The sequence below is a fragment of the Streptomyces smyrnaeus genome (assembly GCF_017676345.1).
GTDB lineage: Bacteria > Actinomycetota > Actinomycetes > Streptomycetales > Streptomycetaceae > Streptomyces > Streptomyces smyrnaeus.
The window spans coordinates 1-24,802 of sequence record NZ_JAFFZM010000002.1; the positions used below are offsets into that span (position 1 = coordinate 1).

21 protein-coding genes and 1 tRNA gene are annotated in these 24,802 nt (G+C 70.5%); 15 read left to right on the forward strand and 7 right to left on the reverse strand.

The window, feature by feature from the left end; all coding sequences use genetic code 11:
* Nucleotides 1-660 precede the first annotated feature (660 nt).
* On the forward strand, nucleotides 661-1,524 hold the full coding sequence (locus JW613_RS03465) for a hypothetical protein (RefSeq protein WP_209209245.1): 864 nt from the start codon (nucleotides 661-663) through the stop codon (nucleotides 1,522-1,524).
* A 192-nt stretch (nucleotides 1,525-1,716) separates the two neighbouring features.
* Here the strand turns inward: JW613_RS03465 and JW613_RS03470 are convergent, their stop codons facing one another.
* Nucleotides 1,717-2,529 (reverse strand): inositol monophosphatase family protein, encoded by an 813-nt coding sequence (locus JW613_RS03470; protein ID WP_209209246.1) that lies wholly within the window; start codon nucleotides 2,527-2,529, stop codon nucleotides 1,717-1,719.
* Nucleotides 2,526-2,924 (reverse strand): DUF5919 domain-containing protein, encoded by a 399-nt coding sequence (locus JW613_RS03475; RefSeq protein ID WP_209209247.1) that lies wholly within the window; start codon nucleotides 2,922-2,924, stop codon nucleotides 2,526-2,528. Before JW613_RS03475 ends, JW613_RS03470 begins: the two co-directional genes overlap by 4 nt.
* A gap of 228 nt (nucleotides 2,925-3,152) precedes the next feature.
* On the opposite strand from JW613_RS03475, the gene JW613_RS36275 reads away from it, so the two are divergent.
* Nucleotides 3,153-3,347, forward strand: coding sequence for an integrase (locus JW613_RS36275; protein ID WP_209209248.1), 195 nt, complete (start codon nucleotides 3,153-3,155; stop codon nucleotides 3,345-3,347).
* Between the two features lie 150 nt (nucleotides 3,348-3,497).
* Here JW613_RS36275 and JW613_RS03485 read toward each other — a convergent pair.
* Nucleotides 3,498-3,584, reverse strand: a tRNA-Ser gene (locus JW613_RS03485).
* Between the two features lie 42 nt (nucleotides 3,585-3,626).
* On the reverse strand, nucleotides 3,627-5,501 hold the full coding sequence (locus tag JW613_RS03490; protein ID WP_209209249.1) for a S1C family serine protease: 1,875 nt from the start codon (nucleotides 5,499-5,501) through the stop codon (nucleotides 3,627-3,629).
* Between the two features lie 509 nt (nucleotides 5,502-6,010).
* On the opposite strand from JW613_RS03490, the gene JW613_RS03495 reads away from it, so the two are divergent.
* From JW613_RS03495 to JW613_RS03505, 3 genes are all read left to right on the forward strand, one after another.
* Complete coding sequence (locus JW613_RS03495; RefSeq protein ID WP_209209250.1) at nucleotides 6,011-7,015, forward strand: glycerophosphodiester phosphodiesterase family protein; 1,005 nt, start codon at nucleotides 6,011-6,013, stop codon at nucleotides 7,013-7,015.
* Nucleotides 7,016-7,358: 343 nt separating this feature from the next.
* Entirely contained in the window at nucleotides 7,359-7,880 is a 522-nt protein-coding gene (locus tag JW613_RS03500; protein ID WP_372447907.1) for an ATP-binding protein, read from the forward strand.
* 145 nt (nucleotides 7,881-8,025) lie between these two features.
* On the forward strand, nucleotides 8,026-9,039 hold the full coding sequence (locus JW613_RS03505; protein WP_209209251.1) for a DUF5926 family protein: 1,014 nt from the start codon (nucleotides 8,026-8,028) through the stop codon (nucleotides 9,037-9,039).
* Nucleotides 9,040-9,308: 269 nt separating this feature from the next.
* On the opposite strand, the gene JW613_RS03510 is transcribed toward JW613_RS03505, so the two are convergent.
* Nucleotides 9,309-9,965, reverse strand: a complete 657-nt coding sequence (locus JW613_RS03510; RefSeq protein ID WP_209209252.1) for a hypothetical protein — start codon at nucleotides 9,963-9,965, stop codon at nucleotides 9,309-9,311.
* A 224-nt stretch (nucleotides 9,966-10,189) separates the two neighbouring features.
* Complete coding sequence (locus tag JW613_RS03515) at nucleotides 10,190-10,915, reverse strand: bifunctional DNA primase/polymerase (RefSeq protein WP_209209253.1); 726 nt, start codon at nucleotides 10,913-10,915, stop codon at nucleotides 10,190-10,192.
* 675 nt (nucleotides 10,916-11,590) lie between these two features.
* Between JW613_RS03515 and JW613_RS03520 the strand changes: the two genes are divergently transcribed.
* The 3 genes from JW613_RS03520 to JW613_RS03530 all read left to right on the forward strand — a co-directional run bounded on the left by JW613_RS03520 (nucleotide 11,591) and on the right by JW613_RS03530 (nucleotide 16,068).
* On the forward strand, nucleotides 11,591-13,261 hold the full coding sequence (locus JW613_RS03520) for a PP2C family protein-serine/threonine phosphatase (protein ID WP_209209254.1): 1,671 nt from the start codon (nucleotides 11,591-11,593) through the stop codon (nucleotides 13,259-13,261).
* Nucleotides 13,262-13,432: 171 nt separating this feature from the next.
* Nucleotides 13,433-14,872, forward strand: coding sequence for an aminopeptidase P family protein (locus tag JW613_RS03525; protein WP_209209255.1), 1,440 nt, complete (start codon nucleotides 13,433-13,435; stop codon nucleotides 14,870-14,872).
* Between the two features lie 155 nt (nucleotides 14,873-15,027).
* On the forward strand, nucleotides 15,028-16,068 hold the full coding sequence (locus JW613_RS03530) for a PP2C family protein-serine/threonine phosphatase (protein ID WP_245225045.1): 1,041 nt from the start codon (nucleotides 15,028-15,030) through the stop codon (nucleotides 16,066-16,068).
* Nucleotides 16,069-16,136: 68 nt separating this feature from the next.
* Here the strand turns inward: JW613_RS03530 and JW613_RS03535 are convergent, their stop codons facing one another.
* Nucleotides 16,137-16,580: an ATP-binding protein gene (locus tag JW613_RS03535; protein WP_099882664.1), complete on the reverse strand. Its 444-nt coding sequence runs from the start codon at nucleotides 16,578-16,580 to the stop codon at nucleotides 16,137-16,139.
* 289 nt (nucleotides 16,581-16,869) lie between these two features.
* On the opposite strand from JW613_RS03535, the gene JW613_RS03540 reads away from it, so the two are divergent.
* The 7 genes from JW613_RS03540 (at nucleotide 16,870) to pheA (ending at nucleotide 24,441) form a co-directional block, all read left to right on the forward strand.
* Nucleotides 16,870-17,760 carry a hypothetical protein gene (locus tag JW613_RS03540; RefSeq protein ID WP_209209257.1) on the forward strand — a complete coding sequence of 297 codons (891 nt, stop codon included), beginning with the start codon at nucleotides 16,870-16,872 and terminating at the stop codon, nucleotides 17,758-17,760.
* A 183-nt stretch (nucleotides 17,761-17,943) separates the two neighbouring features.
* Nucleotides 17,944-18,672, forward strand: a complete 729-nt coding sequence (locus JW613_RS03545) for a YcnI family copper-binding membrane protein (protein WP_209209258.1) — start codon at nucleotides 17,944-17,946, stop codon at nucleotides 18,670-18,672.
* 121 nt (nucleotides 18,673-18,793) lie between these two features.
* Nucleotides 18,794-19,456 (forward strand): SCO family protein, encoded by a 663-nt coding sequence (locus tag JW613_RS03550; protein WP_209209259.1) that lies wholly within the window; start codon nucleotides 18,794-18,796, stop codon nucleotides 19,454-19,456.
* Nucleotides 19,453-19,983, forward strand: a complete 531-nt coding sequence (locus JW613_RS03555; protein WP_209209260.1) for a copper chaperone PCu(A)C — start codon at nucleotides 19,453-19,455, stop codon at nucleotides 19,981-19,983. Before JW613_RS03550 ends, JW613_RS03555 begins: the two co-directional genes overlap by 4 nt.
* Nucleotides 19,984-20,117: 134 nt before the next feature.
* Nucleotides 20,118-22,064 (forward strand): copper resistance protein CopC, encoded by a 1,947-nt coding sequence (locus tag JW613_RS03560; protein ID WP_245225047.1) that lies wholly within the window; start codon nucleotides 20,118-20,120, stop codon nucleotides 22,062-22,064.
* A gap of 19 nt (nucleotides 22,065-22,083) precedes the next feature.
* Nucleotides 22,084-23,469 carry an iron uptake transporter deferrochelatase/peroxidase subunit gene (efeB, locus tag JW613_RS03565; protein WP_209209262.1) on the forward strand — a complete coding sequence of 462 codons (1,386 nt, stop codon included), beginning with the start codon at nucleotides 22,084-22,086 and terminating at the stop codon, nucleotides 23,467-23,469.
* Nucleotides 23,470-23,511: 42 nt separating this feature from the next.
* Nucleotides 23,512-24,441, forward strand: a complete 930-nt coding sequence (pheA, locus tag JW613_RS03570) for a prephenate dehydratase (protein ID WP_099882675.1) — start codon at nucleotides 23,512-23,514, stop codon at nucleotides 24,439-24,441.
* Nucleotides 24,442-24,802 lie beyond the last annotated feature (361 nt).

Here is a 24,802-nt window from a genome sequence, read left to right on the forward strand (position 1 = left end):
CTCTGCTGCTTCTTTGCTGCTACTGCTGCTGTTTCTTTTGCTGCTGTTGCGGCGTTCGCGCTGCCCGCAGTGCTCCTGCGGTGCTACCGCATGTGCGGAGGCGGTGGGATTTGAACCCACGGAGGTGTTGCCACCTCTACGGTTTTCAAGAGGGTCATGGGCCACGGGGGTGCGGCGCGTTGACCTGGGTGGATGGTGAAGCGCAGGCGCCTGGGGAGGAACTTGGGGGACATAAGGGGGAGAGAGCCCTACGAAGGCCCGTTGAGGCCAAGGCGCCTTTGGGCTCGCACCATGACAGCGGAAGCGCCAACCCCTAGCGGAACGTCCCCGGAGCACCTTCTTCAACCCCTCCGAGATGGCGCGTCCACGCTCGATGCTCACTACCCGGCCCAGCTCCCGTTCACATCGGCCTGGATCCGCCAGCCCCTATGCAGCAGCAGTTGGACTGATGACGAACTATTGGTGTCAAGCAATCCAAAGGCACTGACCCCGAAGCGAGGAGCAGCACACTGGGGGTCAAGCAGCCCCTTGATGCAACCTCTCAATTTCCTATTTTGCTCCATTTGGTCCAGTTACATGACATCCAACACGTCACTCTTTCAGTGGAAGAACCCTGGCACGAGGACTACTCAGAGCACAGTTACCGTCAATATGGTCGTCGTGATTCACAACGCCTCAAACGAACTAGATGCATACACACCTCGACTCATGTTGGTAACTCCTGAACTCGCGAAAGACCTCCTCGGTCGGAATCAGGCCAATCGACCAACAGATCGAGCGCTCGTGGCCCAGCTTTCCGCAGAGATCAAGGCAGGAAATTTCCAACTCACACACCAAGGCATTGCGTTGAATGGCTCGGTAGAAGATGGCCAATTGTTGGATGGCCAGCATCGACTCAAGGCCATCGTGATGGCCGGGATTCCCGTGAAAATGCTCGTTTTCGAGAACATCCCAGCCGACACCTTCTCAGTTCTCGATACAGGAAAAAGGCGCAGCGGCGGCGATGTTTTGTCACTGAAGAATGAACGTGACCCGACTCTCCTCGCCTCAACGGTACGTCATATCCACCTCATGAAGACCTCACCCTCAGGCTCGTGGGTAGGGTCTAGCTCGCGCATCACCAACATGCGGCTACTGGAATTGTTCGATGCTCAACAGGAAGAGTTTCGAATCGCCGCTCGTGTAGGTCGACAGCTTTGCCAAAACCTGGGAATGATCCCCACTGCTGGCGCTGTCGGTTACTTTCTGACTACTGAAGCTGCACCAGACACACCTACCGGCGAATGGCTAGGAGGGCTAGCCTCTGGTGCTAATTTGGGCCCCACGGACCCTCGGCTAGCGCTCATCAAGGTAATGAACCAATTGCGTGGAGGAGCATCGCGACGACGAACTGACACTAGAAGTCAAATCGGCCTATACATCAAGGCTTGGAATGCGTGGGTCGCAAAGAGGCCAGTGAAGGCGCTTCGCCTCCAGCGAGGTGAAATCACCCCTCGACCTATCCAGCTAAAGCTATCTGAATAGACTGCGACCCAGCCATGGGTCGAGCACTCTCCACCCATCCTCTTGTTCATTAGAGGAAGGGAACAGTGCTCATGCATCCCGCGAGTTGAGCGCAACGGAGACAACATGGAAGATTCTGCCGCCCGTCCACCTGAATGTCGTCGCCTCAGCTTCGGAAGCTCGCTCACCAAATATCATAGTGAAGTGCTGGTATCAGAATAGTTCAAAGCCTTCCTCGTGCGCGGCTTTCACAATCCGGGCAACCTCATCGGCGATACTCGGCGCACACACCACTGTCGCCGTCGACATCGCCGTGTGAGGCGTCCCGTCCCAGTCCACCACCCTGGCGCCGGCCTCCCTGGCGATTGCCGTTCCCGCTGCCGTATCCCACAGGTGATTGCTCAAGGCGATCGAGGCATCAAGGCGGTCTGCGGCAACCCAGGCAAGGTCGGTTGCTGCGGAACCGAGCATGCGGACGCGCATGGCGCGGGTGGCCAGGAGGTTGGTCAGCGCGAGACGGGGGGCGTTGCGGTTCTCCGCGTTGTGGCCGACGGCGTAGTCGCCGATGGCGACGATGGCGTCCTTCAGTGACGTAGTGCGGCGAGGAGAGATTCGCTCCTCGCCGCGGAAGGCCCCCTGTCCTGCCGCACCCCGGTAGCGCTCGCCCAGGAACGGAAGGTCGATCACGCCCAGCACCGAGCGGTTCCCCTCGACCAACCCCAGCGAGACCCCGCACAACGGCATGCCGTTGACCAAGTTCGCGGTGCTGTCGACAGGGCCCAAGGACCAAGTGAGGGCGCCACCCGCCTCATTGCTGGCGCCGTGCTCCTCTCCAAGAAAGCCGATCTCCGGCGTCTCGGCGAGCAAGAAGGTCCGCAGCTTCTCTTCGACCGCAAGGTCGATCTCCGAGACGGTGTCCCGGTCACCCTTCGCGGTGACCTTGCCGAGCGACATGGTGGTCACCAGCTCGGCGGCCTGGTCGACGGCTCGGTCGGCGACTTCGAGAAGCGCGGCGAGGTCGGTCATTCGGTGGTCCGCCTTTCCCACATGCTGGTGAAGATCTGGTCAAAGGTCGAGTAAAGGCCACCGACCGCTCGGCGCTTGCGCACCAGGAAGACCGGCGAATCGACGCCCCGGGTCTCCGGGAGATACGGCTGGGCGACGCACATCTGCTTGTCGATCAGGGTGAGGTTGAACCGGATCGGCTCGTCATAAACGCCGATCTCCACACGGCCAGCCGCTTCTTCGGACAGCTCTCCGACGACGCGCTCTTTGAGGATCGCGATGTTCAGCGCCGTCAAGGCCGACAACTGCCCTTCGGGGTAGCCCTCCTCTCGCTCACGGTCGGCTATGTAGCGACCGTTGGGCTCGAGAAAGAGCGCCTGGAAGCGTGTACCCGCCTGAACGCGCGCGAAAGACAACCCGTCCGGTGCCCATCCTCCTGTACTGGTCGCCTTGCTCCGAGGACACCTCGACACCTATGGCGCCGCAGATGACGGCCGCGTCTTCCGTGCCGCCCGCGGCGGACGCGTCCGCTCACTGAATACTGCGAGGTCTGGCACAAGGCCCGGCACGAAGTCCTCAGCCCGGAGGACGCCAAAACGCCTCTCGCTGAAGTCCCGTACTCCCTGCGTCATGCCGGAGTGTCCTTGTGGATCACAGCAGGCGTAGAGCCGACGGAGGTAGCCCGAAGGGCCGGCCACAGCCTCGCCGTCCTCTACCGCGTCTACGCGAAGATCCTCACAGGCCGACAGGACCACTCGAACGAACTGATCGACAAGGCCCTGGGCGAGCTTCCACCGCCACCAGACGAGGAAGAACAGCCCCCTGACCAGGACGAATAGCCGCAGCTCGCCGCTCTCCCTGGGGCACGCCTGGGGGACACGAACTGACCGAACATGAGACACCGGCGAGAAATCGTGAGACTGTTCGAATGACGAAGGGGTGTCGCGCAGTGCGCGGCACCCCTTTCACCTGCGGCTTTACCGTCAGTGCGGAGGCGGTGGGATTTGAACCCACGGAGGTGTTGCCACCTCTACGGTTTTCAAGACCGCTCCCTTCGGCCGCTCGGGCACGCCTCCCCGCGTCGTCTGCTGACGGCGCGGGGACAGCCTAGCGTGTGGTCAGTCGTCGCCCTTGCGGGAGCCGAGGGTCACCTCGACGGTCTTCTCCTTGCCGTCGCGCTCATAGGTGAGTTCGACCTCTTCGCCCGGTTTGTGGGTCCAGATGGTGCCGATGAGGGTGGGACCGCTGTCGATCAACGTGTCGTCGAGCTTGGTGATGACATCGCCGGGCTTGAGGCCCGCCTTGTCCGCGGGGCCGCCCGGGGTGATCGGCTCGGAACCGCCCTCGCCGGTGTTGGAGATGACGGCGCCCTTGCCGCCGCCGCCCAGCTGCACGGTCGCGCCGATCACCGGGTAGACGGGCTGACCGGTCTTGATGAGCTGCTCCGCCACACGCTTGGCCTGGTTGGAGGGGATCGCGAAGCCCAGGCCGACGCTGCCGGACTGGCCGCCTTCGAGACCGCCGCCGCCACCGCCCGGCTGGATCGCCGAATTGACACCGATGACCGCGCCCTGGGCGTTCAGCAGCGGGCCGCCCGAGTTGCCGGGGTTGATCGAGGCGTCCGTCTGCAGCGCACTCATGTACGACGCCTGGCTGCCCTGGCCGTCGCTGGAGGCCACCGGACGGTTCTTCGCGCTGACGATGCCGGTGGTGACCGTGCCCGAGAGGCCGAACGGGGCGCCGATGGCGATCGTCGCGTCACCGACGGCCACTTCGTTGGAGTCGGCGATCGGCAGCGGGTCCAGCTTCCGGTCGCCGGCGCCGCTCAGTTTGAGCACGGCGACGTCGTAGCCCTGCGCCTTGCCGACGACGTGTGCGTCGTACTTCTTGCCGTCGGAGAAGGTCGCCGTCAGCTTGCCGCCCTGCGCACCGTTGGCCACCACGTGGTTGTTGGTGAGGATGTGGCCTTCCTTGTCGAAGACGAAGCCGGTGCCGGTGCCCTCTTCGCCGCCGCCCGAGGAGCGGATCGTCACGACGCTCGGCAGCGCCTTGGCGGCTATCCCCGCGACCGACCTGGGCGAGCGGTTCAGCTTCTCCGGGTCGGCGGAGGAGCTGATCGTCGTCGAACCGCCGTCGCTGCGGTCGGCCGCCCAGAAGCCGATTCCACCGCCGATGCCGCCCGCGACCAGCGCGGCGACGAGGACGCCGACGAGCAGCCCGCTGCGGCGCTTCCTGCCGTCCGGCCCGGGGCCGGACGGGCCTGCCGGCATCCCCCAGGGGTCGTACGGCGGCATCCCGCCGCCGCCCGGGCCACCGGGCCCCGCCGGACCGCCGGGGCCTGCCGGACCGCCGGGGCCACCGCCGTACGGGGGCGGGGGCGGAGGCGGCGGCGTCTGGTTGCCCGCGCCGTCCTGGCCCCAGCCGCCGGAGTGTCCCGTGCCGCCGTCACCCGGCCCCGCGCCCGCACCCGACCCGGCGCCGGCGTCGTCACCGGACCGCCCCGGCCCGCCCGGGTCCGTCGTCGCGACGGCCGGAGCACCGGAGGCGGGCGGTGTCCCTGGGGCGGGTGGGGCATCGGACACGGCGGGGGCGGCCGGTGCCGACGGGGGCTGCGGCGGTGCGACGACCGTCGGCTCCTCACCCGTGCTCTCCGGCCCCGTGCTCTCCGGCTCCCTGGGCGCCGCGCCTGTACCGCCCTGGGGCGACTGCACCAGCGTGTCCCCCGCGGGCTCCCTCGGCGATACGACCGTGTCCTGGACGTCCGGACCATTCTGCGTACGGTCGGCGACGGTCGCAGTGGCGGCCGGAGCGGCGGCAGGGGCGGCGTCGGTCGAGGTGGAGGGGGAGGCGGATGAGTCAGGGGAGGGCAGCGAGAAGTCGCCGTCCTCGCGGCTCGTCGGGGCGCCGGTTGACGGGGCCCGGGCCGGCGCCGGGGGCGTGGGACCCGGCCCCGCCGCAGGCGTCACGGCAGCGCCCTCGTTCTCGGTGCTCACAGCTCACTCCTCATCAGGTACACGACATCGCAGGGCTGGCTGGGTGTGTTCACGTATGCGGGTATCCGTGGACAGCTTTTCCCATCACACGTCAGACGGGCGTAAGCCGACGCTGAGCGTCCGCGTCCTCTTCCTTACATCGGAGCAACACCGGACAGAACCCCCGGATTTCCCCTCACTGTCAGGGTCACCGGTCGCTGTCGGGCGCGCACGAGCCGCCGTTGGTGCGACGTCACCCACACGCCCCACCACTCGCACTCCTGTACACCGTGATCACAGCAACCAGCCTAGGCGCGCCCAGCCCGGACCGCCCCTCGGCAACCTCGGCAACCTTCGGCAACCACAGCCCCGGAGGACGGCACCGGCAGCGGACCGCAGCGGACCGCAGCGAAAGCGCCGACGGGAGCCGACCGGCGGCGGCAGCAGCGGGCGGCCGGCGGACGGGGCCGCGCAGCTCTCCGTAGAGCCCTGCACAGCGTGCCCACCCCGAGCGGTGGCACGATAACCCGGTGAGCAACGAGATCGACGCCGGGTCGCGCCACCGTCTCGACCGCCCCCCGTCCGTCATCGCCCACCGCGGTGCCTCCATGGCGGCACCGGAACACACGCTGGCCGCCTACCGCCGTGCCATCGAGGAAGGCGCCGACGGCCTGGAGTGCGACGTACGGCTCACCGCGGACGGCCATCTCGTCTGCGTCCACGACCGCAGGGTCAACCGCACCTCCAACGGGCGCGGTGCCGTCTCGGCGCTGGAGCTCGCCGACCTGGCCGCGCTCGACTTCGGCTCGTGGATGGACCGGCACGCCGACCCGTACGAGTCCCCGGACAGCGCGCTGGACACCGACCGGACCGACGCCCGCGCCGGAACGGCGGAACGCGCATGGACCACGGAAGGCGCCGGAACGGCGGAGCCGGTCGCGGCACCTGGGCGGGGCACGCCGTCGAGGCCGACCGCTGCCGGGGAATCGGGGGCCCTCGGGAGGGCGCCGGGAGGTTCCGGATCCGCCGGGGACCCTGGTACGGCGGACCCCGAGCGCACCTCCGTCCTCACCCTGGACCGGCTGCTCACCCTCGTGGCCGAGGCGCCCCGCCCCGTCGAACTGGCCATCGAGACCAAGCACCCCACCCGCTGGGCGGGTCGGGTGGAGGAGCGGTTGCTGGAGCTCCTCGACCGGCACCGACTTCGCACACCCGTGCGCGTCATGAGCTTCTCCGCGCGCTCCCTGCAGCGCGTGCGCACCGCCGCGCCGCACATTCCGACGGTCTATTTGATGCAGTTCCTCCTTCCCCGCCATCGCGACGGCCGGCTGCCGCACGGGGTGCGCATCGCCGGTCCGAGCATCCGCATCCTGCGCGCCCATCCGGAGTACGTGGCGCGGGCGCACCGCGCGGGCAACGAGGTGCACGTGTGGACGGTCGACGAGCCGGAGGACGTCGAGCTGTGCGTACGGCTCGGCGTGGACGCGATCATCACGAACCGCCCCCGCCAGGTCCGCGCCCAACTCGGGCGCTGAAGCCCCCGTACGCGCGCTGAAACCCCCGTACGCGGAAGCGAAGTCCGCCGGCACTCGTGACGCCGAAGTCCCCCGGCACTCGTGAGGCCGAAGCCCCCGGCGGGCGGGGAGCCGTCCGGGGAACGGAGTACACCGGCGCACTCGGCGCTTATTGCAGACACGCGAGTGCGTCAAGAGAAGCGGGGTGGCCGGTTTCCGCCGCACTCTGCTGGGGCATTCATCCGGATGGCGTGGGGCAAAGGAGGTCTCGGGGGTGGCGTTGGTGGTGGCACAGGAGGTGCCTACTTCGTCGACCATGGCCGTGCCCCATGGTCCGTCGGGTGTACGCGCCGCGCGGCGCAGGATGCGCGAGGAACTCCACGCGTGTGGCGCGCCCGAAACGGTAGTCGATGATGCGATCTTGATTCTTTCCGAACTGCTCAGCAACGCGTGCCGACACGCACGCCCCCTGCACGAGGAACCGGGCGGCGCGAACGGCACGGGCGGCGCGAGCAATCCGGTCAACACCGTCAGAGCGTCGTGGCGCAGGGATGCACGGGGTGAGGTGACCATCGCCGTCACGGACGGTGGCGGTCCGACCCGCCCACTTCCGGCCAAGCCCTCCGTCACCGCACGCGGCGGCAGAGGGCTCGCCATCATCTCCGCCCTCGCCCGCGACTGGGGCGTGCGCTCCGAGCCGGACACCAGCGCGAACGAGCCACCCGGGGTGACGGTCTGGGCCGTGCTGCGGCCGGACAGCTCGTTCAGCGGCCGGGTCGCCGCGAGCCTCAACGGTTTCGAGGGCGAACTGGACGGCGACCTCGGGGCCGGAAGCGGCGGACCGAACGGCGGATTCGACCTCGCCTCGGTGGAAGAGCTCAAGTAGCCGACGGACACGGCGGGGGTCGGGCCACCGCCCGGCAGGAGAGAGGCCGCCGGCGGGGAGCACACCGCACAGGGAGCGACGCGCACCGTACAGCTACTAGGATCGCGGCGCCCACACACCGCCGCATACCTGGAGAACCGCTCGTATGGCCAAGAAGCGCCGACCCCAGACAGCCGCCGCGGCGCCCGCCGGAACCTCCGCGGGCGCGGCAGACGCCGGAAGCTACCCGGTGGTGGGAGCCCGGCAGCCGTGCCCCTGCGGTTCGGGCCGCCGCTACAAGGCGTGCCACGGCAGGGCAGCCGCGCAGGCGGCCACCGAACTGGTGCGCCGCCCGTTCGAGGGGCTGCCGAACGAGAGCGACTGGGTCGCGATGCGCGAGCTCGTGCCGGCGGCCACGGCGCGTCTCACGCTCAAGGACGGGCTGCCCGAGGGCGTCCCCGCAGTGACGCTCGCGACGGTGCTGCCGATGGCGTGGCCCGCGCTGCGCCGCGAGACCGGTGAGGTCCTGCTGGGGCTGCAGAACGACACGGCGTCCGGCGACATCAGCCGCGACCTGGCGGACACGCTGATCCGGGCGCTGGCCGCCGAGCCGGGCACCCCCGTCGACGCGGGACGGGCAGCGCCGGACGGCCCCCGGCTCCAGGACCTGTTGGACCTGGACGCGCCGTTCGTCCCTCAGGTGCACTCGGGGTTCGAGTTCTGGCTGGACGGTGACGAGCAGCCGGCCGGTGAGGTGGCCGCCTCGCTGGAGAGCGCCAACGAGGCCGCGATCCCCACGGCCCGGCTCTCGGGTGTGGAGGGCGCCTACTGGTGCGAGGCGCCCGAGAAGAACCATCTGCGCTGGGTGATGACCCACCCCGAGGAGCAGCTGCTGGACGCCCTCGCACGGCTGCACGCGGCCGGTGGCTCGGCGCTGGGCGAGCCGGGTGACGCCTCCGGCAACGGCGACGGCTCCCGGCTGGTGGGCTCCTTCCGCGCCCACGGCCTGACCGTGCCGGTGTGGGACCTTCCGTCGGGCATGAGGTCGGAGGACTGCGAGAAGCCCGCCGCCGCGTTCGCCGAGCGGCTGGCCGAGGCGCTGGCGGTGACGGCTCCGCTGACGGCGGACGAGCGCAGGGCGCGCAACGGTCTCACCAACCGTCAGGTGACCCTCAGCTGAAGGCTGTCGGCGGATTCGGCGAGGGGTTTGCGAAGGACTCGTGCCCGTGACTCCGGTCACACTGGCACCCCAACTTGCCCTACTCGCAGGTAAATCGACGTCCGGATCTGGGCGATCGAATTTGCTAACCGCCGATCTCTTGTTACCGTTCTAAGAGCCCGGTCGCTGGTGCATCCCCCGTCGCCAGCGACCGGGTTCTTTTGTGCCCGGCTCCGGAGGGGCCTCGCGACACACAGTCAACTCCCGTCACGGCTCGGCCAGTTACCGCCTCAGTGGCGTCGCCGGTCGCTCTCGGCCCGCAGCACTCTCCGCCCGTCAGCTGACGAAACGTCGGCCACCGCCGTGTACGTGTCCTTGCCCGCCGTGGCCTTCGCACTACGGCCGCGAGGGGTCTCACACATGCCTGGATCGCCATCGCCGCGCAGGGTGCAGTGCGCGCGGGCCAGCGAGCCATCGGGGCCATGCAGGGTGAGAACGACGGGCAGCCGGTCACCGGTGGGGTTGCGGTAGTACGCGCGGGCCCAGCTGTCACCGCCCTCCGTCAACACGCAGGCGCGCGCCGCCACCCCTTCGGGCGAGACGATTTCCAGCCCGCAGGAGGAGGCCGGATGTCCTCTCCTGCCCGGGCGGTCCTCGGAGGTCTGACTCCCGGACGGACTGCGCTCAAAAGGGTGGCCGGTCCAGGAGTCGCTGCCGGGAGAGCGCGTGCCGGTTTCGTGACCGCCGGATTCGTGGCTCCGGGAGTCGTGGACCCTGCGGGCGTGGTCGTCGCTGTGCCGGGGCTGTGCGGCCCGGAACGCCTCGGCCGCCAGTCGGGCATCCTGCCCCGCCACCGCCGCCGCCAGCGGCAGTGCGACGGCGAGCGCCACCGTACTGGCGAGCGTGACCACACGGAGCCGGGAGGAGCGCTCTTGCGGCTGGTGCATGAGGGACCCACCTGGGACACGTACGAGAAGGAGGGAGAGGACCGGGCCGACTGATGAGGTGAACATATCGGGGTCAAGGGGCCGCCGGTGCGACCAGCGTCCCGATTTCCCCATAACTCCGGTCGGCTCCTACCCGTACGGGTGAACGCGAGCCTGCCCCGCCCCAGTGGTCCGGCGCCGGGGACCGACACCGGGTGGGCCGGCGCCGGGGCGGCGGGCCGGCCTCAGTAGGCCAGCCGACTCCCGTTGCCCGGCGTCGCCGCGCTCTCCTCGACCAGGACGTCGAGCAGCGTCTCCATCCGGGGCAGCCACGGCCGCCCCTCGCCGCCGCGCTCGGGCTCCCGCTCCCAGCGGACCTTGCCCGCACCCGTGAGCGAGCCGGGCAGCGCGACGTAGCCGCCGTCACCGTGGAACCGCAGCGAACTGGGCACCCAGTCCTGGGCGTACAGCAGGTCGCCGAGCTCTTCGAGGGCGTACGGCTCGACCAGGACGGAGAAACGGGTCGGCGTGGCGATCACCGGGCCGACGCGGACGCCGGTGCGGTCGAACGTCGCGAGCGCGCGTGCCCCGGCGACGGCCGGCAGGCTCAGCGCGCAGGGCGCGGAGCCTCCGGTCGCGAGGATGACGGGAGCGTCCGGGCGGTTCTCCCACCACCAGCGCACCATCGTCGGGTCCGTGGTGGCGGCCAGCAGCACGGGTTCGAACGGATGTGCGCCCGGCACCACGCACTCGGGGTCGGGACACGCGCAGGTGGCGGCCGCGCCTCGGGTCCCCTCGGACGCGAGTGCGGCACCGGGTACCACCGGCCACCGCCACTCGCCGGCCGCAGTCAGCGCCGTGCTCCGCGTCGATGACCTGTGGTTGTACCGTCCGGACCGCGCCCAGAGCCGTCGGCCCTGGAGCTGCGCCCAGGCCCGGAGGGAGCGTCGCCTTCCGAGGATCTCGCGCATGAGCGCTCGTTCCTTTCCGTGAACGCCGAACAACGGCTACTACGCAAACACAGCAAACATCGCCAACTGGCCGTACCGACCGATCTCTAGCTCAATCCACCACGTGTAGCTTTGGTGACCGTGCGTGCCGAACAGCGCATCATGGTGCGGTCCGAGCGTGGAACGTGGCGGGGGGTGGCGCACGCATGGCGTTCGTGCTGTGGACTGCCACCTGCGCCGATGCTGCTCGTACTTGCTCGTTGCTCGCCGAGAACCTGCCCGGCCGCAGCCAGGAGGTCCCCCCAGAATCCGCTCGTACCGCGCCTGTGCTGCCTGGTGCAATCCTGCGACTGGTGCCCTCCCGCAAGAAGCGGGCGGGGCGGGGCCCGCTGCTCCCTAGGACGCCATGACTCCCCACAGGGTTCCGTACCCGCAACGGCGGTGCCAACGCGCTGCCGAATGGCCTCAGTCGACAGCAGTATGCACGCCACGTGGGCGATTTTCCGCCAATCTTTCCACACCTCGGCCTGCCCCCGTGAGGTGGGCCCGCTCCCCGGACATTCTCGGCACTGCAGCGCACGTGCTGGACATGCCCCAATGGCATGTGTAGATGTAGTGGCATTGATAGCGGAGCAGCATGACATGGGGGTTTGCGATGCTATTGGGACAGTTCACCCGCAGCCTGAGCCGCCGCCCATGACCTCCCCGCACCTGCCGAAAGTGGCTGGAATCCAACCGGCGGTTTCCTCGAGCACCTCGACAACCGCAGCGGGCTCCTCCGCTGCGGCACCCACGGCGTCCACGACAGCTTCGGGCTCCGCGGCCACCACGGCGTCGGCCGCCGCCCCGGCCGATCCGACGGCGGCGGACCCGTCGGCCCGGGCCGCGCCCACGGACACCGAAAGCGCGCTGGCCGACCGCAACCGGATCTGCGACCTCTCCTCGCTCCACGACCTGACCACGCGCCTTGTGCGCACCAAGAGCCTCGACACAGCGCTGCGCGAGACCCTGCGCGCCGGTTCCGCGCTGCTGGGCGCCCCCCGGGGCATGATCGCGCTCGAACCCGGCACCGACCCCGGAAGTGAGCCCTCCACCACTCCGGGCCGCGCCCCCGAACGCACCATCGGTCTCGGCCTCGCCCGCGCCGACCTGGGCCAGATCGAGACCGTCCCGCGCTCTTCCGCCGCGTACGCGCGCATCCTCGACGCGGCCCCCGCCTGCGGTGAGCGGAACCGGCCGGACCGGACGAACCCGTCAGGGGGCCTTTCGGACCCGGAAGACCGGACGGACGTGGCGGCCTGGCTGGATGACACCGGCGTCGCCGGGAGCGCAGCGCCGGACGCCCCCGACGCGCTGCCGACCACGCCCGACACGCCGGCGGCACCCGCCCCGGCGCCCGGCATCGCCTGCCCCGACATCGCCGCCGACCAGGACCTCGCCCCCCGGCACCGGGAGGTCGCGGCCCGGCTCGGCTACGCGGCCACCTACGCCGTACCGCTGACCACCGAGTGCGGCACCCGGCTGGGGGCCGCCGTCTGGCTCTACGACGAGCCCGGCGAACCGACGCCCCGCCAGCGGGAGCTCCTCGGCAGCTACCTGCGGCACGCCACCGAGCACTGCGCCCGCCTGGGGGAACTCGCCCGCACCCGCGCCGACATGGCCACGCTCGGCGAGGAGCTGCTGCCCAGCACGCTGCCCCGGGTCCCCGGTGTGTCGCTGGCGGTGCGGCACCGTACGGGCCGGTGCGGCGGCGGGGACTGGTACGACGCGCTGCCGTTGCCCGACCGGGCCGTGGGGCTCGCGGTGGGCGGTGTCACAGGCAGCGGCCCGGCCGCGGTGGCCGCCATGGGGCGGTTGCGGGCCTCCCTGCGCGCGTATGCGGTGATGGAGGGCGAGGACCCCGTCGCCGTCCTGTCCGACCTGGAACTGCTGCTGCGGCTGACCGAACCGTCCTGCTCGGCGACGGCGCTGTTCGCCTACGCCGAGCCCGCCACCCGCAAGGTTCTGCTGGCCGGAGCGGGGCACTGCGCGCCGCTGATCGTCGGCCCCCGGCGCATCGAGCCGGTGGAGACTGCCGTCTCGGCGCCGCTGGGAATGCTGGCCTGCTGGGAGGCGCCGAGCGCCGAGATCGTGCTGCAGGAAGGCGAAACGCTTCTGTGCTACACGGACGGACTGCTGCACCGCACCGGCCACTCCATGGACCGCGCCTTCGCCCGGCTGCGCTCGGCCGCCGCCGCGGCCCCGCGAGCGGCCCGGGAGGACCCGGACGCCCTCGTCGACCATGTGCTGCGCACGGTGCTGCCCGGACCGCTGGCCGACCTGCCGGACCACCCCGAGGACGTCGTCCTGCTGGCCGCCCGCTTCTGAGCGCACCGCCCGCCGGTCTTTTGTCCGCCCCTTCCCCTACGCGGGCATCCGAAGCGGCACCCGCCGAACATCACGTTCGTACAGCCGAACATCACATTCGTACAGCTGTGGACCAGTCGCGCCCCACCCATACGATGGAAGGTGGTTTTATCCGTCGAAGAGGAGGCAGACGTGGCAGACGCCGCTGACGAACAGCCGATCAAGCAGCGGAAGAACGGCCTGTACACGGGCGTCTCCGATGAGCTGGCGGAGAACATGAAGTCCGGCTGGGGAGACACCGAGCTGCACGATCTGCAGCCGATCGCGCAGGCCGCCGAGCTCGCCGAGCGGCGCGAGCGGCTGTCGGCGCGCTTCCCGGGCGAGCGTCTGGTCATCCCCGCGGGCAACCTCAAGACCCGGTCCAACGACACCGAGTACCCCTTCAGGTCGTCCGTCGAATACGCCTACCTCTCCGGCAACCAGACGGAGGACGGTGTGCTCGTCCTGGAGCCCACGGGTGCGCAGGGCCACACCGCCACGCTCTACCTCCTGCCCCGCTCCGACCGGGAGAACGGCGAGTTCTGGCTGGACAGCCAGGGTGAGCTGTGGGTCGGCCGCCGGCACAGCCTCACCGAGAGCGAGAAGCTCTACGGCCTGCCCTGCGCCGATGTGCGGACGGTCGCCGATCTGCTCCGCGGGGCGAGCGGCCCGGTCCGGGTCGTGCGGGGCCACGACGCCGGGATCGAGGCCGCTCTGGCGGACCAGGTCACCGCCGAGCGCGACGAGGAGCTGCGGAGCTTCCTGTCCGAAATGCGACTGGTCAAGGACGGGTTCGAGATCGGCGAGCTGCAGAAGGCCGTCGACTCGACCGTGCGCGGCTTCGAGGACGTCGTACGCTCCCTCGACAAGGCCGAGGCCACCTCCGAGCGCTACATCGAAGGCACGTTCTTCCTGCGCGCCCGGGTGGAGGGCAACGACGTCGGCTACGGCTCCATCTGCGCGGCCGGACCGCACGCCACCACACTGCACTGGATGCGCAACGACGGACCGGTGCGTTCGGGCGAGCTGCTGCTGCTCGACGCGGGCGTGGAGACGCACACCCTCTACACCGCCGACGTCACCCGCACCCTGCCCGTCAACGGCCGCTTCACCGAGCTGCAGCGCAAGATCTACGACGCGGTGTACGAGGCGCAGGAGGCGGGCATCGCCGCCGTCAAGCCGGGCGCCAAGTACCTCGACTTCCACAACGCGGCACAGCGCGTCCTCGCCACCAAGCTGGTCGAATGGGGCCTGGTGGAGGGCCCGGTCGAGCGCGTGCTGGAGCTGGGCCTCCAGCGGCGCTGGACGCTGCACGGCACCGGCCACATGCTCGGCATGGACGTGCACGACTGCGCGGTCGCCCGGCGGGAGACGTACGCCGAGGGCACACTGGAGCCGGGCATGTGCCTGACGGTGGAGCCCGGGCTGTACTTCCAGGCGGACGACGAGACGGTGCCCGAGGAGTACCGCGGTATCGGGGTGCGCATCGAGGACGACATCCTGGTGACCGAGGACGGCAACCGGAACCTCTCCGCCGCACTGCCGCGCAGCAGTTCCGACGTGGAGAGCTGGATGGCGAAGCTGCGGGGCTGAGCCCGGCGGCAGGTCACAACTGTTCGAGCACAGCGGCGAGGACGGGAGACGACGTCACGGCACGAGCCTGCTGAGCGAAGTCACCCTCAGGAAGAGAGCACGCTTTGGTCTCCCGGTTGCGGACCGGACTGCTGTCCGCGTTTCCCTTCCTCGCCATGGGCATCGTCGGTGCCGTCGACCTGACGGCCGGGCCCAAGATCGGGCTGCAGCCGATGATGGCGCTGGGGCCCGCCTTCGCCGGTCTGACCGGTGGCAAGCGGCGCACCGCACTGGTCGGCGCGCTGGCGATGGCGCTGTCGATCGCGCTGAGCCTCTACAACGAACAGTTCGGCGAGCGGCGCGGCAACGCGACGCTGATCTCCGTTGCGGGCGTGTCCATCGCGGCGCTGCTGGCGACCGCGATGCGGCAGAAGCGCGAGGCCGAACTGGCCAACGTGCGTTCCATCGCGGAGGCCGCGCAGCGGGTGCTGCTGCGCCCGGTGCCGCGCAGCGCCGGGCAGCTGCGGGTCGCCGTCTCCTACACCTCGGCCGTCGCCGAGGCACGGATCGGTGGTGACCTGTACGAGGTGGTCACCTCGCCGAACGGCGTCCGCGTCATCATCGGTGACGTCCAGGGCAAGGGCCTGGAGGCGGTGGAGACGGCAGCAGTGGTGGTGGGCGCCTTCCGCGAGGCCGCCTACGACGAACCGGACCTGCCGGCCGTCGGCGCACGCCTGGAGCGCGCCCTGGACCGGCATCTGCTGGGAGAGAAGTTCGTGACGGCGGTGCTCGCCGAGGTGCCGCACGGCACGCACTCCACCAGTGCGACACTGCTGAATTTCGGGCACCCGGCGCCACTGGCGGTCCGGCAGGACGGCAGTGTGTACTTCGCCGAGCCGCCGCAGCGCTCCCTGCCGCTGGGGCTGGGCCTGCACGGGAGCGAATCGCCGCGCCCGCACGAGGTGCGGTTCGCCCCGGGAGACCAACTGCTGCTGTACACCGACGGCGTCACCGAGGCCCGCGACCCCGACAACCTCTTCTACCCGCTCGACCACCGGGCCCATCTGCTCAAGGACCCCGACCCGGAAGCCGCGCTGGAGGCCGTACGGCAGGACATCCAGGAGCATGTGCGCTCCCCGCTGCACGACGACGCGGCCATGCTGCTGCTGCGCTACCGGAACCCGGCCCCGCCGCCACCGGCTGCAGCGGAGGCATGAGGCTGCCCCCGGCGCCGGAGCGGTGTGGGACGCCATGCACCGTTCCGAGCGGCGGCGTTCGGGGAGCGTCAGGACGCTGTCATGAGGTGCCCGTCGCGGCGGGCCAGAACCTTGTCGAAGCTGACGACCGCACCGCCGTGCCCCGGCCGGTTGCGGAACCGTACGTGGTCGGCCAGTGACTCGATCAGGTACAGGCCCCGTCCGCTCTCCGCCTCGTTCGGGCAGCGGGCCGGGCTGTAGCCAGCGGGGAAACCCGGCCCGGTGTCCGCCACCTCGATACGGCAACGGTTGCCCTCCAGATACGCGGAGACCCGGTACGCACCGACCATGTCACCCGCAGTGCTGCCGTGCTCGATCGCGTTCGCGCACGCCTCGGACAGAGCGAGGCACATGTCGTAGGCCACGTCCGGATCGGCTCCGGCCGAGGCCATCGAGCTCAGCAGGAGCTGCCGCGCGAGCGGCACACTGGCGGCTTCGCGCCGTAGCCGGAGAGACCACCACAGGCTGCTCATGCTCACCCTCCATGCGGCTCGACACAGGATTACCTATTGCCTGCGCGTTCCAGCACTACGCGGTGCCGTCACGATGACCCCCGTACGGCGGAAGAGGGCAGCTCCATGTGCAGCTCGGGGGCACTGCGTGCGGGTGCGGCGGAAGCGCGACGCGGGGTGCGCGCCCCCTGGATGACGGAGGGCACCGGCCAACCTGACGCGGTGCGCCAGTACGGCGGTCGAGTGCTGGTGGAGCAGTTGTGGCCCTGCCGTGTGCGGGCTGGGAGGCCGGTGAGATGATGGCGCGGCCATGACTGCCGGTGCGGATCTGAGACTGCTACGGGCCGCGGTGTTCGCCGCGGTCTGTGTCACCGTGTCCGCCGCGGGGCATCTACTGGCCGCCGACACCGTGCTGCCGTTCGGCACGCTCGCGCTGGGCTTCGGCTGTGTCTTCGTCGTCGCCGTCGCGCTGGCCGGGCGGGAACGCTCGCTGCCGGGCATCGCGGGGCTCCTCGCGCTGGGACAGGTCGTTCTGCACCTGGTGTTCTCGATGGGCGCCGGTGGGCAGCATTCGACGGCGGCAGCCGGCTCCGCCGTCGGTGCCGGTTCGGGTCCGGACTCGGGAGGGCTGCAGGCGCTCGCCGGGAAGCTGCTGTGCAACGACAGCGCGGCGGGTATGAGCGACGCCGAGGCGCGGCGTGTCGTCGTCCGCGCCGGCCTCGATCCGCAGACGGCCACCTCCGGGGGCACCGGCGCGGGTGGTGCGGCCGAGCATGCCGCGCACGCCGGACACCAGGCCGCCGCCGCGGCGCCCTTCCCCGACTCCCCGCTCGACTGCCTGCGCGAAGCCGCACGGGCGGCGGCAGGCATGTGCGAGATTCCGATGCTGCTCGGACACCTGTGCGCCGCGCTGCTGCTCGGCTGGATGCTGCGGCGGGGCGAGGCCGCGCTGTGGCGGCTGGTGCGACTGTCGGCGGACGCCGCTGCGGCGGCGGAGGAACTGGTGGCCGCGCTCGCCCTGCGTACCGCCCTGGCCCTCGTCCGGGCGCTGCACACCGGGCTGCTGCCCCGGGCTGTGGTGCGGGTCCGCCTCGACCGGCCGGACGACGAGACGGCGCCCCGGCCGCTGCTGCTCCAGCACTCCGTCCACCGCCGCGGACCGCCCGCGCAGCAGGCGGACGCCTTCGCGCTCGCGGCCTGACGAACTCACGACGCTCGCTGAGACCGAGTTGCCCCGGCTCCTCCCCTTCGCTCAAGGGGACGTGGGGGCGCAGCGATGGCAGCGGCGCCGTGCGGGCCGCCGCGCGCCCGCGCGTCCGCCTCCGGCGTGCCATGTCACTCGTCTCACTCGCCCTGTGCCGACAGGGCACTCAGGAGCATGCTCATGAAGATCGTCAACCGCCGCGCCGCCACCGCCTGCGCGCTCGCCGCCGGTACCGTCCTGCTGGTCGCGGGGCCCGCTTCGGCGCACGTCAGCGTCGACCCGAAGGAGGCGGCCAAGGGCGGCTACAGCACCGTCAACTTCAAGGTGCCGAACGAGAAGGACGACTCCTCCACCGTGAAGCTGGAGGTCACCTTCCCGACGGATCATCCGCTGGCCTCCGTGATGCCGCAGCCGGTGCCCGGCTGGGACATCAAGGTCGACAAGAAGAAGCTGGACAAGCCGATCGAGATGCACGGCGAGAAGATCACCGAAGCCGTCTCCAAGGTCACCTGGAGCGGCGGGAAGGTCGAGCCGGGCCAGTTCCAGCAGTTCCCCGTCTCCATGGGGCAACTGCCGAAGGATGCGGACCAGTTGGTCTTCAAGGCTCTGCAGACCTACGACAACGACGATGTCGTCCGGTGGATCGAGGAGCCCGAGGAAGGCGCGGCCGAGCCGGAGAACCCGGCGCCCGTACTGAAGCTCACCGCGGACGACTCCGGAGACGGCGCCGCCGCCACCGGTTCCTCGGCGGACGACGCCAAGGGCACCGAGAAGACCGCGGCTGCCGCCGACAGCGACTCGGCGTCCACCTCCGACACCACCGCGCGCGTACTGGGCGTGGTGGGCATCGTCGTCGGTGTCGCCGGCGTCGCCTTCGGTGTCCTGGCGGGGCGCCGCCGCGCCGCCTGACCCGGGGCCGTACCTTCCTTCGCGGTGGTGCGGTCCGGCGTCAGCCGCCCGCCCGCACCACCGCCCTCACACCGCCCCTCACTCCCTGCACGATCCCTACTGCACGATGCGGACAAGCACTATGCGCACCATGAGAAAGGCCGCTGCCGCCGCCGTCGCCACGGCCGCCGCACTCGCCCTGGCGGGCTGCGGCTCCGACTCCGGCGGCGACAAGGCCACCGACAAGCCGGCGACGGTCGAGAAGCCGGAGAAGAAGGGCGGAACGGTCCTCGACCAGCCCTTCGCCAAGCCGGATCTGGAGCTCACCGACACACACGGCAAGAGCTACGACCTGATCAAGGAGACCAAGGGCCACCCCACCCTGCTGTACTTCGGCTACACCCACTGCCCGGACATCTGCCCGCTGACCATGAGCAACATCTCGATGGCCAAGTCCAAGCTGCCCAAGGAGCAGCAGAAGAAGCTGCGGGTCGTCTTCGTCACCACCGACCCGAAGCGGGACACCCCCAAGGAGCTCGGGGAGTGGCTGGACGGCCAGGACCCGTCCTTCATCGGGCTGACCGGCGACTTCGACACCATCCAGGCGGGCGCGCGTGCCGTGGGCGTCAGCGTCCAGCCCTCGTACAAGAAGAAGAACGGCGACATCGTCTCCACCCACGGTGCCCAGCTGCTGGTCTTCTCCCCCAAGGACGACAAGGCGCACGTCGTGTACACCGAGAAGAACACCGGGCCGGAGATCCTGGAGAAGGACCTGCCCAAGCTCATCGAGGGGAAGAACCCGTGACCGCCCGGCGCCTCGCCGCCGGCGGCCCCGGCGCCCGGCCCCGCAACCGCAGCGACCGCCGTCCGCTCGCCGCCGTGGCGACCGGCGCGGTGCTCGTGCTCGCCCTGGGGGCCTGCTCGTCCTCCGACGACAAGGACAGCACCACCAAGAGCGACGGCCGGCCCGAGTTGAAGGTCAGCGGCGCCTATGTGCCGCAGCCGCCGACGAAGGAGATGGCCGGCGGCTTCCTCACCGTACGGAACGGGGGCGGCCAGGCCGACAAGCTGACCTCCGTCTCCAGCGACGTCGCGGGGAAGGTGGAGATGCACAAGACCGTCGAGCAGCAGATGCAGCAGGTGAAGTCCCTGCGCGTGCCCGCCCACGGCACGCTCCGGCTGGAGCGCGGCGGCAACCACCTGATGCTCATGGAGTTGGAGCGCAAGCCGGCCAAGGGCCAGACGGTCACCTTCGTACTGCACTTCGAGCGGTCCGGTGCCGTCACGGTCAAGGCTCCCGTCGAAGCGACGAACTACACACCGAAGAAGTGAGGTTCGCAGGCGTGCCGTCCACCACCCGAGTCCCCTTCCGCGCGGCTGTCCACCGCGCCGTCGGCCGCTCCGTCGCTCCCCGTTCGGCAACCGCTCCCCGTTCGGCCGCTCCCCGCTCGACCGCCACCCGGGCGCTGCTCGCCCTCGTCACGGGTGCCGTCGCGCTGCTGGGAGTGCTGGCGACCGCGGGACCGGCCGGGGCGCACGCCGCGCTGACGGGCAGCGATCCCGCGAAGGGCTCGGTGGTGCGCGGCGCGCCTGAGCAGGTCACGCTGGACTTCTCCGAGGGCGTGGCCATGTCGGACGGTGCCATCCGGGTGCTGGACCCACGTGGGCAGCGGGTCGACACCCGGAAGGTCCGGGACACCGGCACGGCGGGGAAGGTGCAGCGCGCCGTCTCGCTGAAGCCGGGGCTCGGCAAGGGCACCTACACGGTCGCCTGGCAGGCCGTCTCCGCGGACAGCCACCCTGTCTCGGGCGCGTTCACCTTCTCCGTGGGCAAGCCGTCCAAGACGAGCGCGACAGTGCCGCAGCAGGACAAGGACGCGGGCGGCGGGACGGTGGGTGCCCTCTACGGGGTCGGCCGGTACGCCGCCTACGCGGGCTTCGTGCTGCTGATCGGCGGTGCTGCGTTCGTGCTGGTGTGCTCGCCGCGCGCGGCTTCCTCCCGGGCGGTGCAGCGGCTGACGGTGACCGGCTGGACCACTCTGGCGGCGTCGACGCTGGCGCTGTTGCTGCTGCGCGGCCCCTACACCGGTTCGGGACGGTTCGCCGATGTCCTCGACCTGGGCGCGCTCCAGGACGTGGTGGCCACCAAGCCGGGCGCCGCGCTGGTCTCCCGGCTGCTGCTGCTCGCGGCGGCCGCGCTGTTCGTCTCGGTGCTCTTCGGCGCGTACGCGCGCAGCGGCGGGGAGGAGGCAGCACATCAGGAGGCCGCACGGCAGCGGCGGGATCTGCGCTACGGGCTGTCCGTGGGCGGCACGGTGGTGGCGGCCGGTCTCGCGGCGACATGGGCGATGGCCGAACACGCCTCCACCGGTATCCAGGCCGGAGTGGCGATGCCGGTCGACGTGCTGCATCTGCTCGCGGTCGCGCTGTGGCTGGGCGGCCTCGCCGCGCTGTTCTGCCTGCTGCGCTGGGGCCCTGCTCCCACGGGTACGACAGTGCGGCGGTTCTCGCGGCTGGCGTTCACCTGTGTGACCGTGCTGGCCGCGACGGGGCTGTACCAGTCGTGGCGCCAGGTGGGGTCCTGGAGTGCGCTGACGGGCACTTCGTACGGACAGTTGCTGATGGTGAAGGTCCTGCTGGTCGGCGTGCTGGTGTCCGTGGGCTGGTTCTCCCGACGGTGGACGACCCGGTTGACCGAATCTCCGGCAGCGGCTTCCGCTTCCGCCCGGGGGACGACCGTGCCGGCAAGGCGCAGCCCGGAAGGCGTCACTGCCCGAACGTCCGCCCGGAGCGCCCCCGAGGCCCCGGCCGGCCAGCAGGTCGGGACCATCGATCCGGTGCGCGCCGCACAGCTGGCACGGCAGCGGGCCGCCGCCGACGCGGCGAGAGAACGTCAAGAGCGGGAGGCCGACCCGCAGCGCAGCGGGCTGCGCCGCTCGGTGCTGACCGAGGCGGCCGTCGCCGTCGTGCTGCTGGCGGTCACCACGGCCCTGACCGGCACCGAACCGGGCCGCACCGAGGAGCAGGTGCGCGCAGCGACCGACGCCGCACGGAACGCACCCGGTGGACCGGTGGATGTGAAGGTGCCGTTCGACACCGGAGGCCCCGACGGCAAGGGCACCGCCGAGCTGGAGATCGACCCGGGCAGCAGCGGAGACAACAGCCTGGAGCTGCGCACGACCGGCCCCAGCGGCAAGCCGGTCGAGGCGCCCGAGGTGAAGGTCGCCTTCACCCTGCCCGCCAAGGACATCGGCCCGCTGTCGGTGCCGCTGAAACCGGTGGAGCGCGAGAAGGGCCACTGGAAGGCCACCGGGCTGCAGCTGCCCATGGCCGGAAAATGGAAGGTCGCGATCACCGTTCGCACTTCCGACATCGACCAGGTCACCAAGACCACCACCGCCACCATCGGCTGAGCCGGAACCGAGCGACGACATGAGCACGAACAGCCCGAACCGCCCGAAGAACACGAAGAACACGCAGAGCGCGCGGAGCACCGCGAAGAGCGCGGACGGCGCCGCGAAGACCGGCAGCGGCGGCTCGGCGACCGGCAGCGGCTCCGACGCGCGGGGCGGGCAGCGCCCCGCGGCGGTGCGGCTGTCGCGCCGTCGACTGCTGGGCACCGCCTCGGCTGCGGGCGCCGCGGGACTGGCGCTGGGCGGTGCGGGCGGCGCGTGGGCGCACTCGGCGGCCCAGGAGGAGCCGCCCACCGCGCTGAGCACGCTGGGGTCCACCACCGTGCCGTTCCACGGCACGCACCAGGCCGGCATCGCGACGCCCGCGCAGGCGCACGGACACCTGCTCGCCTTCGACCTCGCCGCGGACTCCGGCCGCAAGCAGGCCGCGGCACTGCTGCGCCGCTGGTCCGACGCGGCTCGGCGGATGATGGCGGGCGAGCCGCCCAGGGACGGCGAGCGGGACACCGGGATCGCACTGGACGCCGGACCGTCGTCGCTGACCGTCACGTTCGGCTTCGGCCGTACGTTCTTCACCCGCACCGGACTGGAGGACCGGCTGCCGACGCAGCTCGCGCCGCTGCCGGACTTCTCGGCGGACGCGCTGGACAAGAAGCGCTCGGACGGCGACCTGTGGGTGCAGATCGGCGCCGACGACGCGCTGGTCGCCTTCCACGCGCTGCGCGCCCTGCAGCGCGAGGCGGCGGGCACCGCGCGGGTGCGCTGGCAGATGACCGGCTTCAACCGCTCTCCCGGTGCCACCGACCGACCCCGTACGGTGCGCAATCTGATGGGCCAGGTGGACGGCACCAACAACCCCGATCCGGACGACAAGCAGGACGCCGAGAAGATCTTCGTTCCGGCCTCCGGTGAGCCCTCCTGGATGGCCGGTGGCTCCTATGTGGTGCAGCGGCGTATCCGGATGCTGCTGGACGAGTGGGACGAGCGTTCGCTGCACGAGCAGGAGAAGGTCATAGGGCGCCGCAAGTCCGACGGAGCACCGCTGTCGGGCGGCCACGAGCACACCGACCCGGATCTGGACAAGCTCGGCCGGGACGGGCAGCCGCTGATCGCCGGGAACGCACACATCCGGGTGACGGCTCCGCAGAGCAACGGTGGAGCGACGATGCTGCGCCGTCCGTTCTCCTTCCACGACGGCTTCCGGGACGACGGTGCGCCGGACGCCGGGCTGCTCTTCCTGGCCTGGCAGGCCGACCCGCTGCGCGGCTTCGTGCCCGTCCAGCGCAAGCTCGACCGGGGGGACGCGCTCTCGCGCTTCCTGCGACACGAGGCGAGTGGGCTGTTCGCCGTGCCGGGCGGTCCGCTCAAGGGCGAGTACGTGGGGCAGCGGCTGCTCGAAGGCTGAGACCGGCGCCCGGTGCGGTCCCTGCGCGACTACCGTGGCGGCATGTCACCTGCGAGCCGCTACACCTACCTCGGCCCCGAGGGAACCTTCACCGAAGCCGCGCTGCACACCCTTCCCGAGGCCGCCACCCGCCAGCTCACCCCGATGGTGTCGGTCCCGGCGGCCCTGGACGCCGTACGGAACGGGGAGGCGCAGGCGGCGTTCGTGCCGATCGAGAACTCGGTGGAGGGCGGTGTCACCGCCACTCTGGACGAGCTGGCCGGCGGCCGACGGTTGATGATCTACCGTGAGGTGCTGCTGCCCATCGCTTTCGCGCTGCTGGTACGGCCCGGCACGCCGCTGGAGGAGGTCAAGACGGTCACCGGGCATCCGGTCGCGCAGCCGCAGGTGCGCAACTGGCTGGCGGAGCATCTGCCGGACGCGCTGTGGGAGTCGGCGGCCTCCAACGCGGACGGTGCCCGGCTGGTGCAGGAGGGCCGTTACGACGCCGCCTTCGCGGGTGAGTTCGCTGCCGCCACCTATGGTCTGGAGCCGCTGGTCACCGGGATCCACGACGCGGAGAACGCCACGACCCGGTTCGTGCTGCTGGGCCAGCCGGGACGGCCGGCCGCGCCGACGGGCGCCGACAAGACCTCGGTCGTCTTCTGGCTGCGTGGGGACCAGCCGGGTGCGCTGCTGGAGGTGCTGCACGAGTACGCCTCCCGCGGCGTCAACATGATGCGGATCGAGTCGCGGCCCACGGGTGAGGGCATCGGGCAGTACTGCTTCTCGGTGGACTGCGAAGGTCATGTGCAGGACCGCAGGGTCGGGGATGTGCTGATGGGGCTGAAGCGCTCCTGCCGTGCGGTGCGATTTTTGGGCTCGTATCCGCGCGCCGACGAGCAGCCGCCGACTGTGCGCTCGGGCACGGCGGACGAGGACTTCGTGGCGTCGGCGGACTGGCTGTCGCGGTGTCTGGACGGGCGGGACTGAGACGCCGGAGGACTGTCGGGGGCCAGGTGGGGGCCGGCCGGGGGCCGGGTTGGGGGTCGGTCGGGGGCCGGGTGGGCGTCGTGCACAGGCTCGGCAAAGTTATCCACAGGGGTGGGTGGCGACCTGTGCACAAGTCGACAGGGAAAACGGACTCAGTCGACAAAGCGGCATGCAGACCGCATCTCCCTCCACAGCCCTCAGCTCCTACCCCGTCACCACAATTCCAGTGATCAACTCTTTGGGGTGAGTCAATCCCCCTCGATTGAGTGGGTATTTCTGGTTTATCCCGGGAATTCTGCGCCGCCCGAACAGATGCCGGAACGGAAGTCCCTCATTTCCACAGCACCACTTCTCCCCCTGT

What these genes read in the sequence shown, in the direction of transcription:
- JW613_RS03510 (WP_209209252.1), bottom strand. Translation starts at nt 9,965, where the DNA reads ATGCACCAGCCGCAAGAGCGCTCCTCCCGGCTCCGTGTGGTCACGCTC.
- efeB (WP_209209262.1), top strand. Translation starts at nt 22,084, where the DNA reads ATGAGCACGAACAGCCCGAACCGCCCGAAGAACACGAAGAACACGCAG.
- pheA (WP_099882675.1), top strand. Translation starts at nt 23,512, where the DNA reads ATGTCACCTGCGAGCCGCTACACCTACCTCGGCCCCGAGGGAACCTTC.
- JW613_RS03540 (WP_209209257.1), top strand. Translation starts at nt 16,870, where the DNA reads ATGACTGCCGGTGCGGATCTGAGACTGCTACGGGCCGCGGTGTTCGCC.
- JW613_RS03505 (WP_209209251.1), top strand. Translation starts at nt 8,026, where the DNA reads ATGGCCAAGAAGCGCCGACCCCAGACAGCCGCCGCGGCGCCCGCCGGA.
- JW613_RS03530 (WP_245225045.1), top strand. Translation starts at nt 15,028, where the DNA reads ATGGGCATCGTCGGTGCCGTCGACCTGACGGCCGGGCCCAAGATCGGG.
- JW613_RS03520 (WP_209209254.1), top strand. Translation starts at nt 11,591, where the DNA reads ATGACCTCCCCGCACCTGCCGAAAGTGGCTGGAATCCAACCGGCGGTT.
- JW613_RS03550 (WP_209209259.1), top strand. Translation starts at nt 18,794, where the DNA reads ATGCGCACCATGAGAAAGGCCGCTGCCGCCGCCGTCGCCACGGCCGCC.
- JW613_RS03500 (WP_372447907.1), top strand. Translation starts at nt 7,359, where the DNA reads ATGCGCGAGGAACTCCACGCGTGTGGCGCGCCCGAAACGGTAGTCGAT.
- JW613_RS03515 (WP_209209253.1), bottom strand. Translation starts at nt 10,915, where the DNA reads ATGCGCGAGATCCTCGGAAGGCGACGCTCCCTCCGGGCCTGGGCGCAG.
- JW613_RS03545 (WP_209209258.1), top strand. Translation starts at nt 17,944, where the DNA reads ATGAAGATCGTCAACCGCCGCGCCGCCACCGCCTGCGCGCTCGCCGCC.
- JW613_RS03535 (WP_099882664.1), bottom strand. Translation starts at nt 16,580, where the DNA reads ATGAGCAGCCTGTGGTGGTCTCTCCGGCTACGGCGCGAAGCCGCCAGT.
- JW613_RS03470 (WP_209209246.1), bottom strand. Translation starts at nt 2,529, where the DNA reads ATGACCGACCTCGCCGCGCTTCTCGAAGTCGCCGACCGAGCCGTCGAC.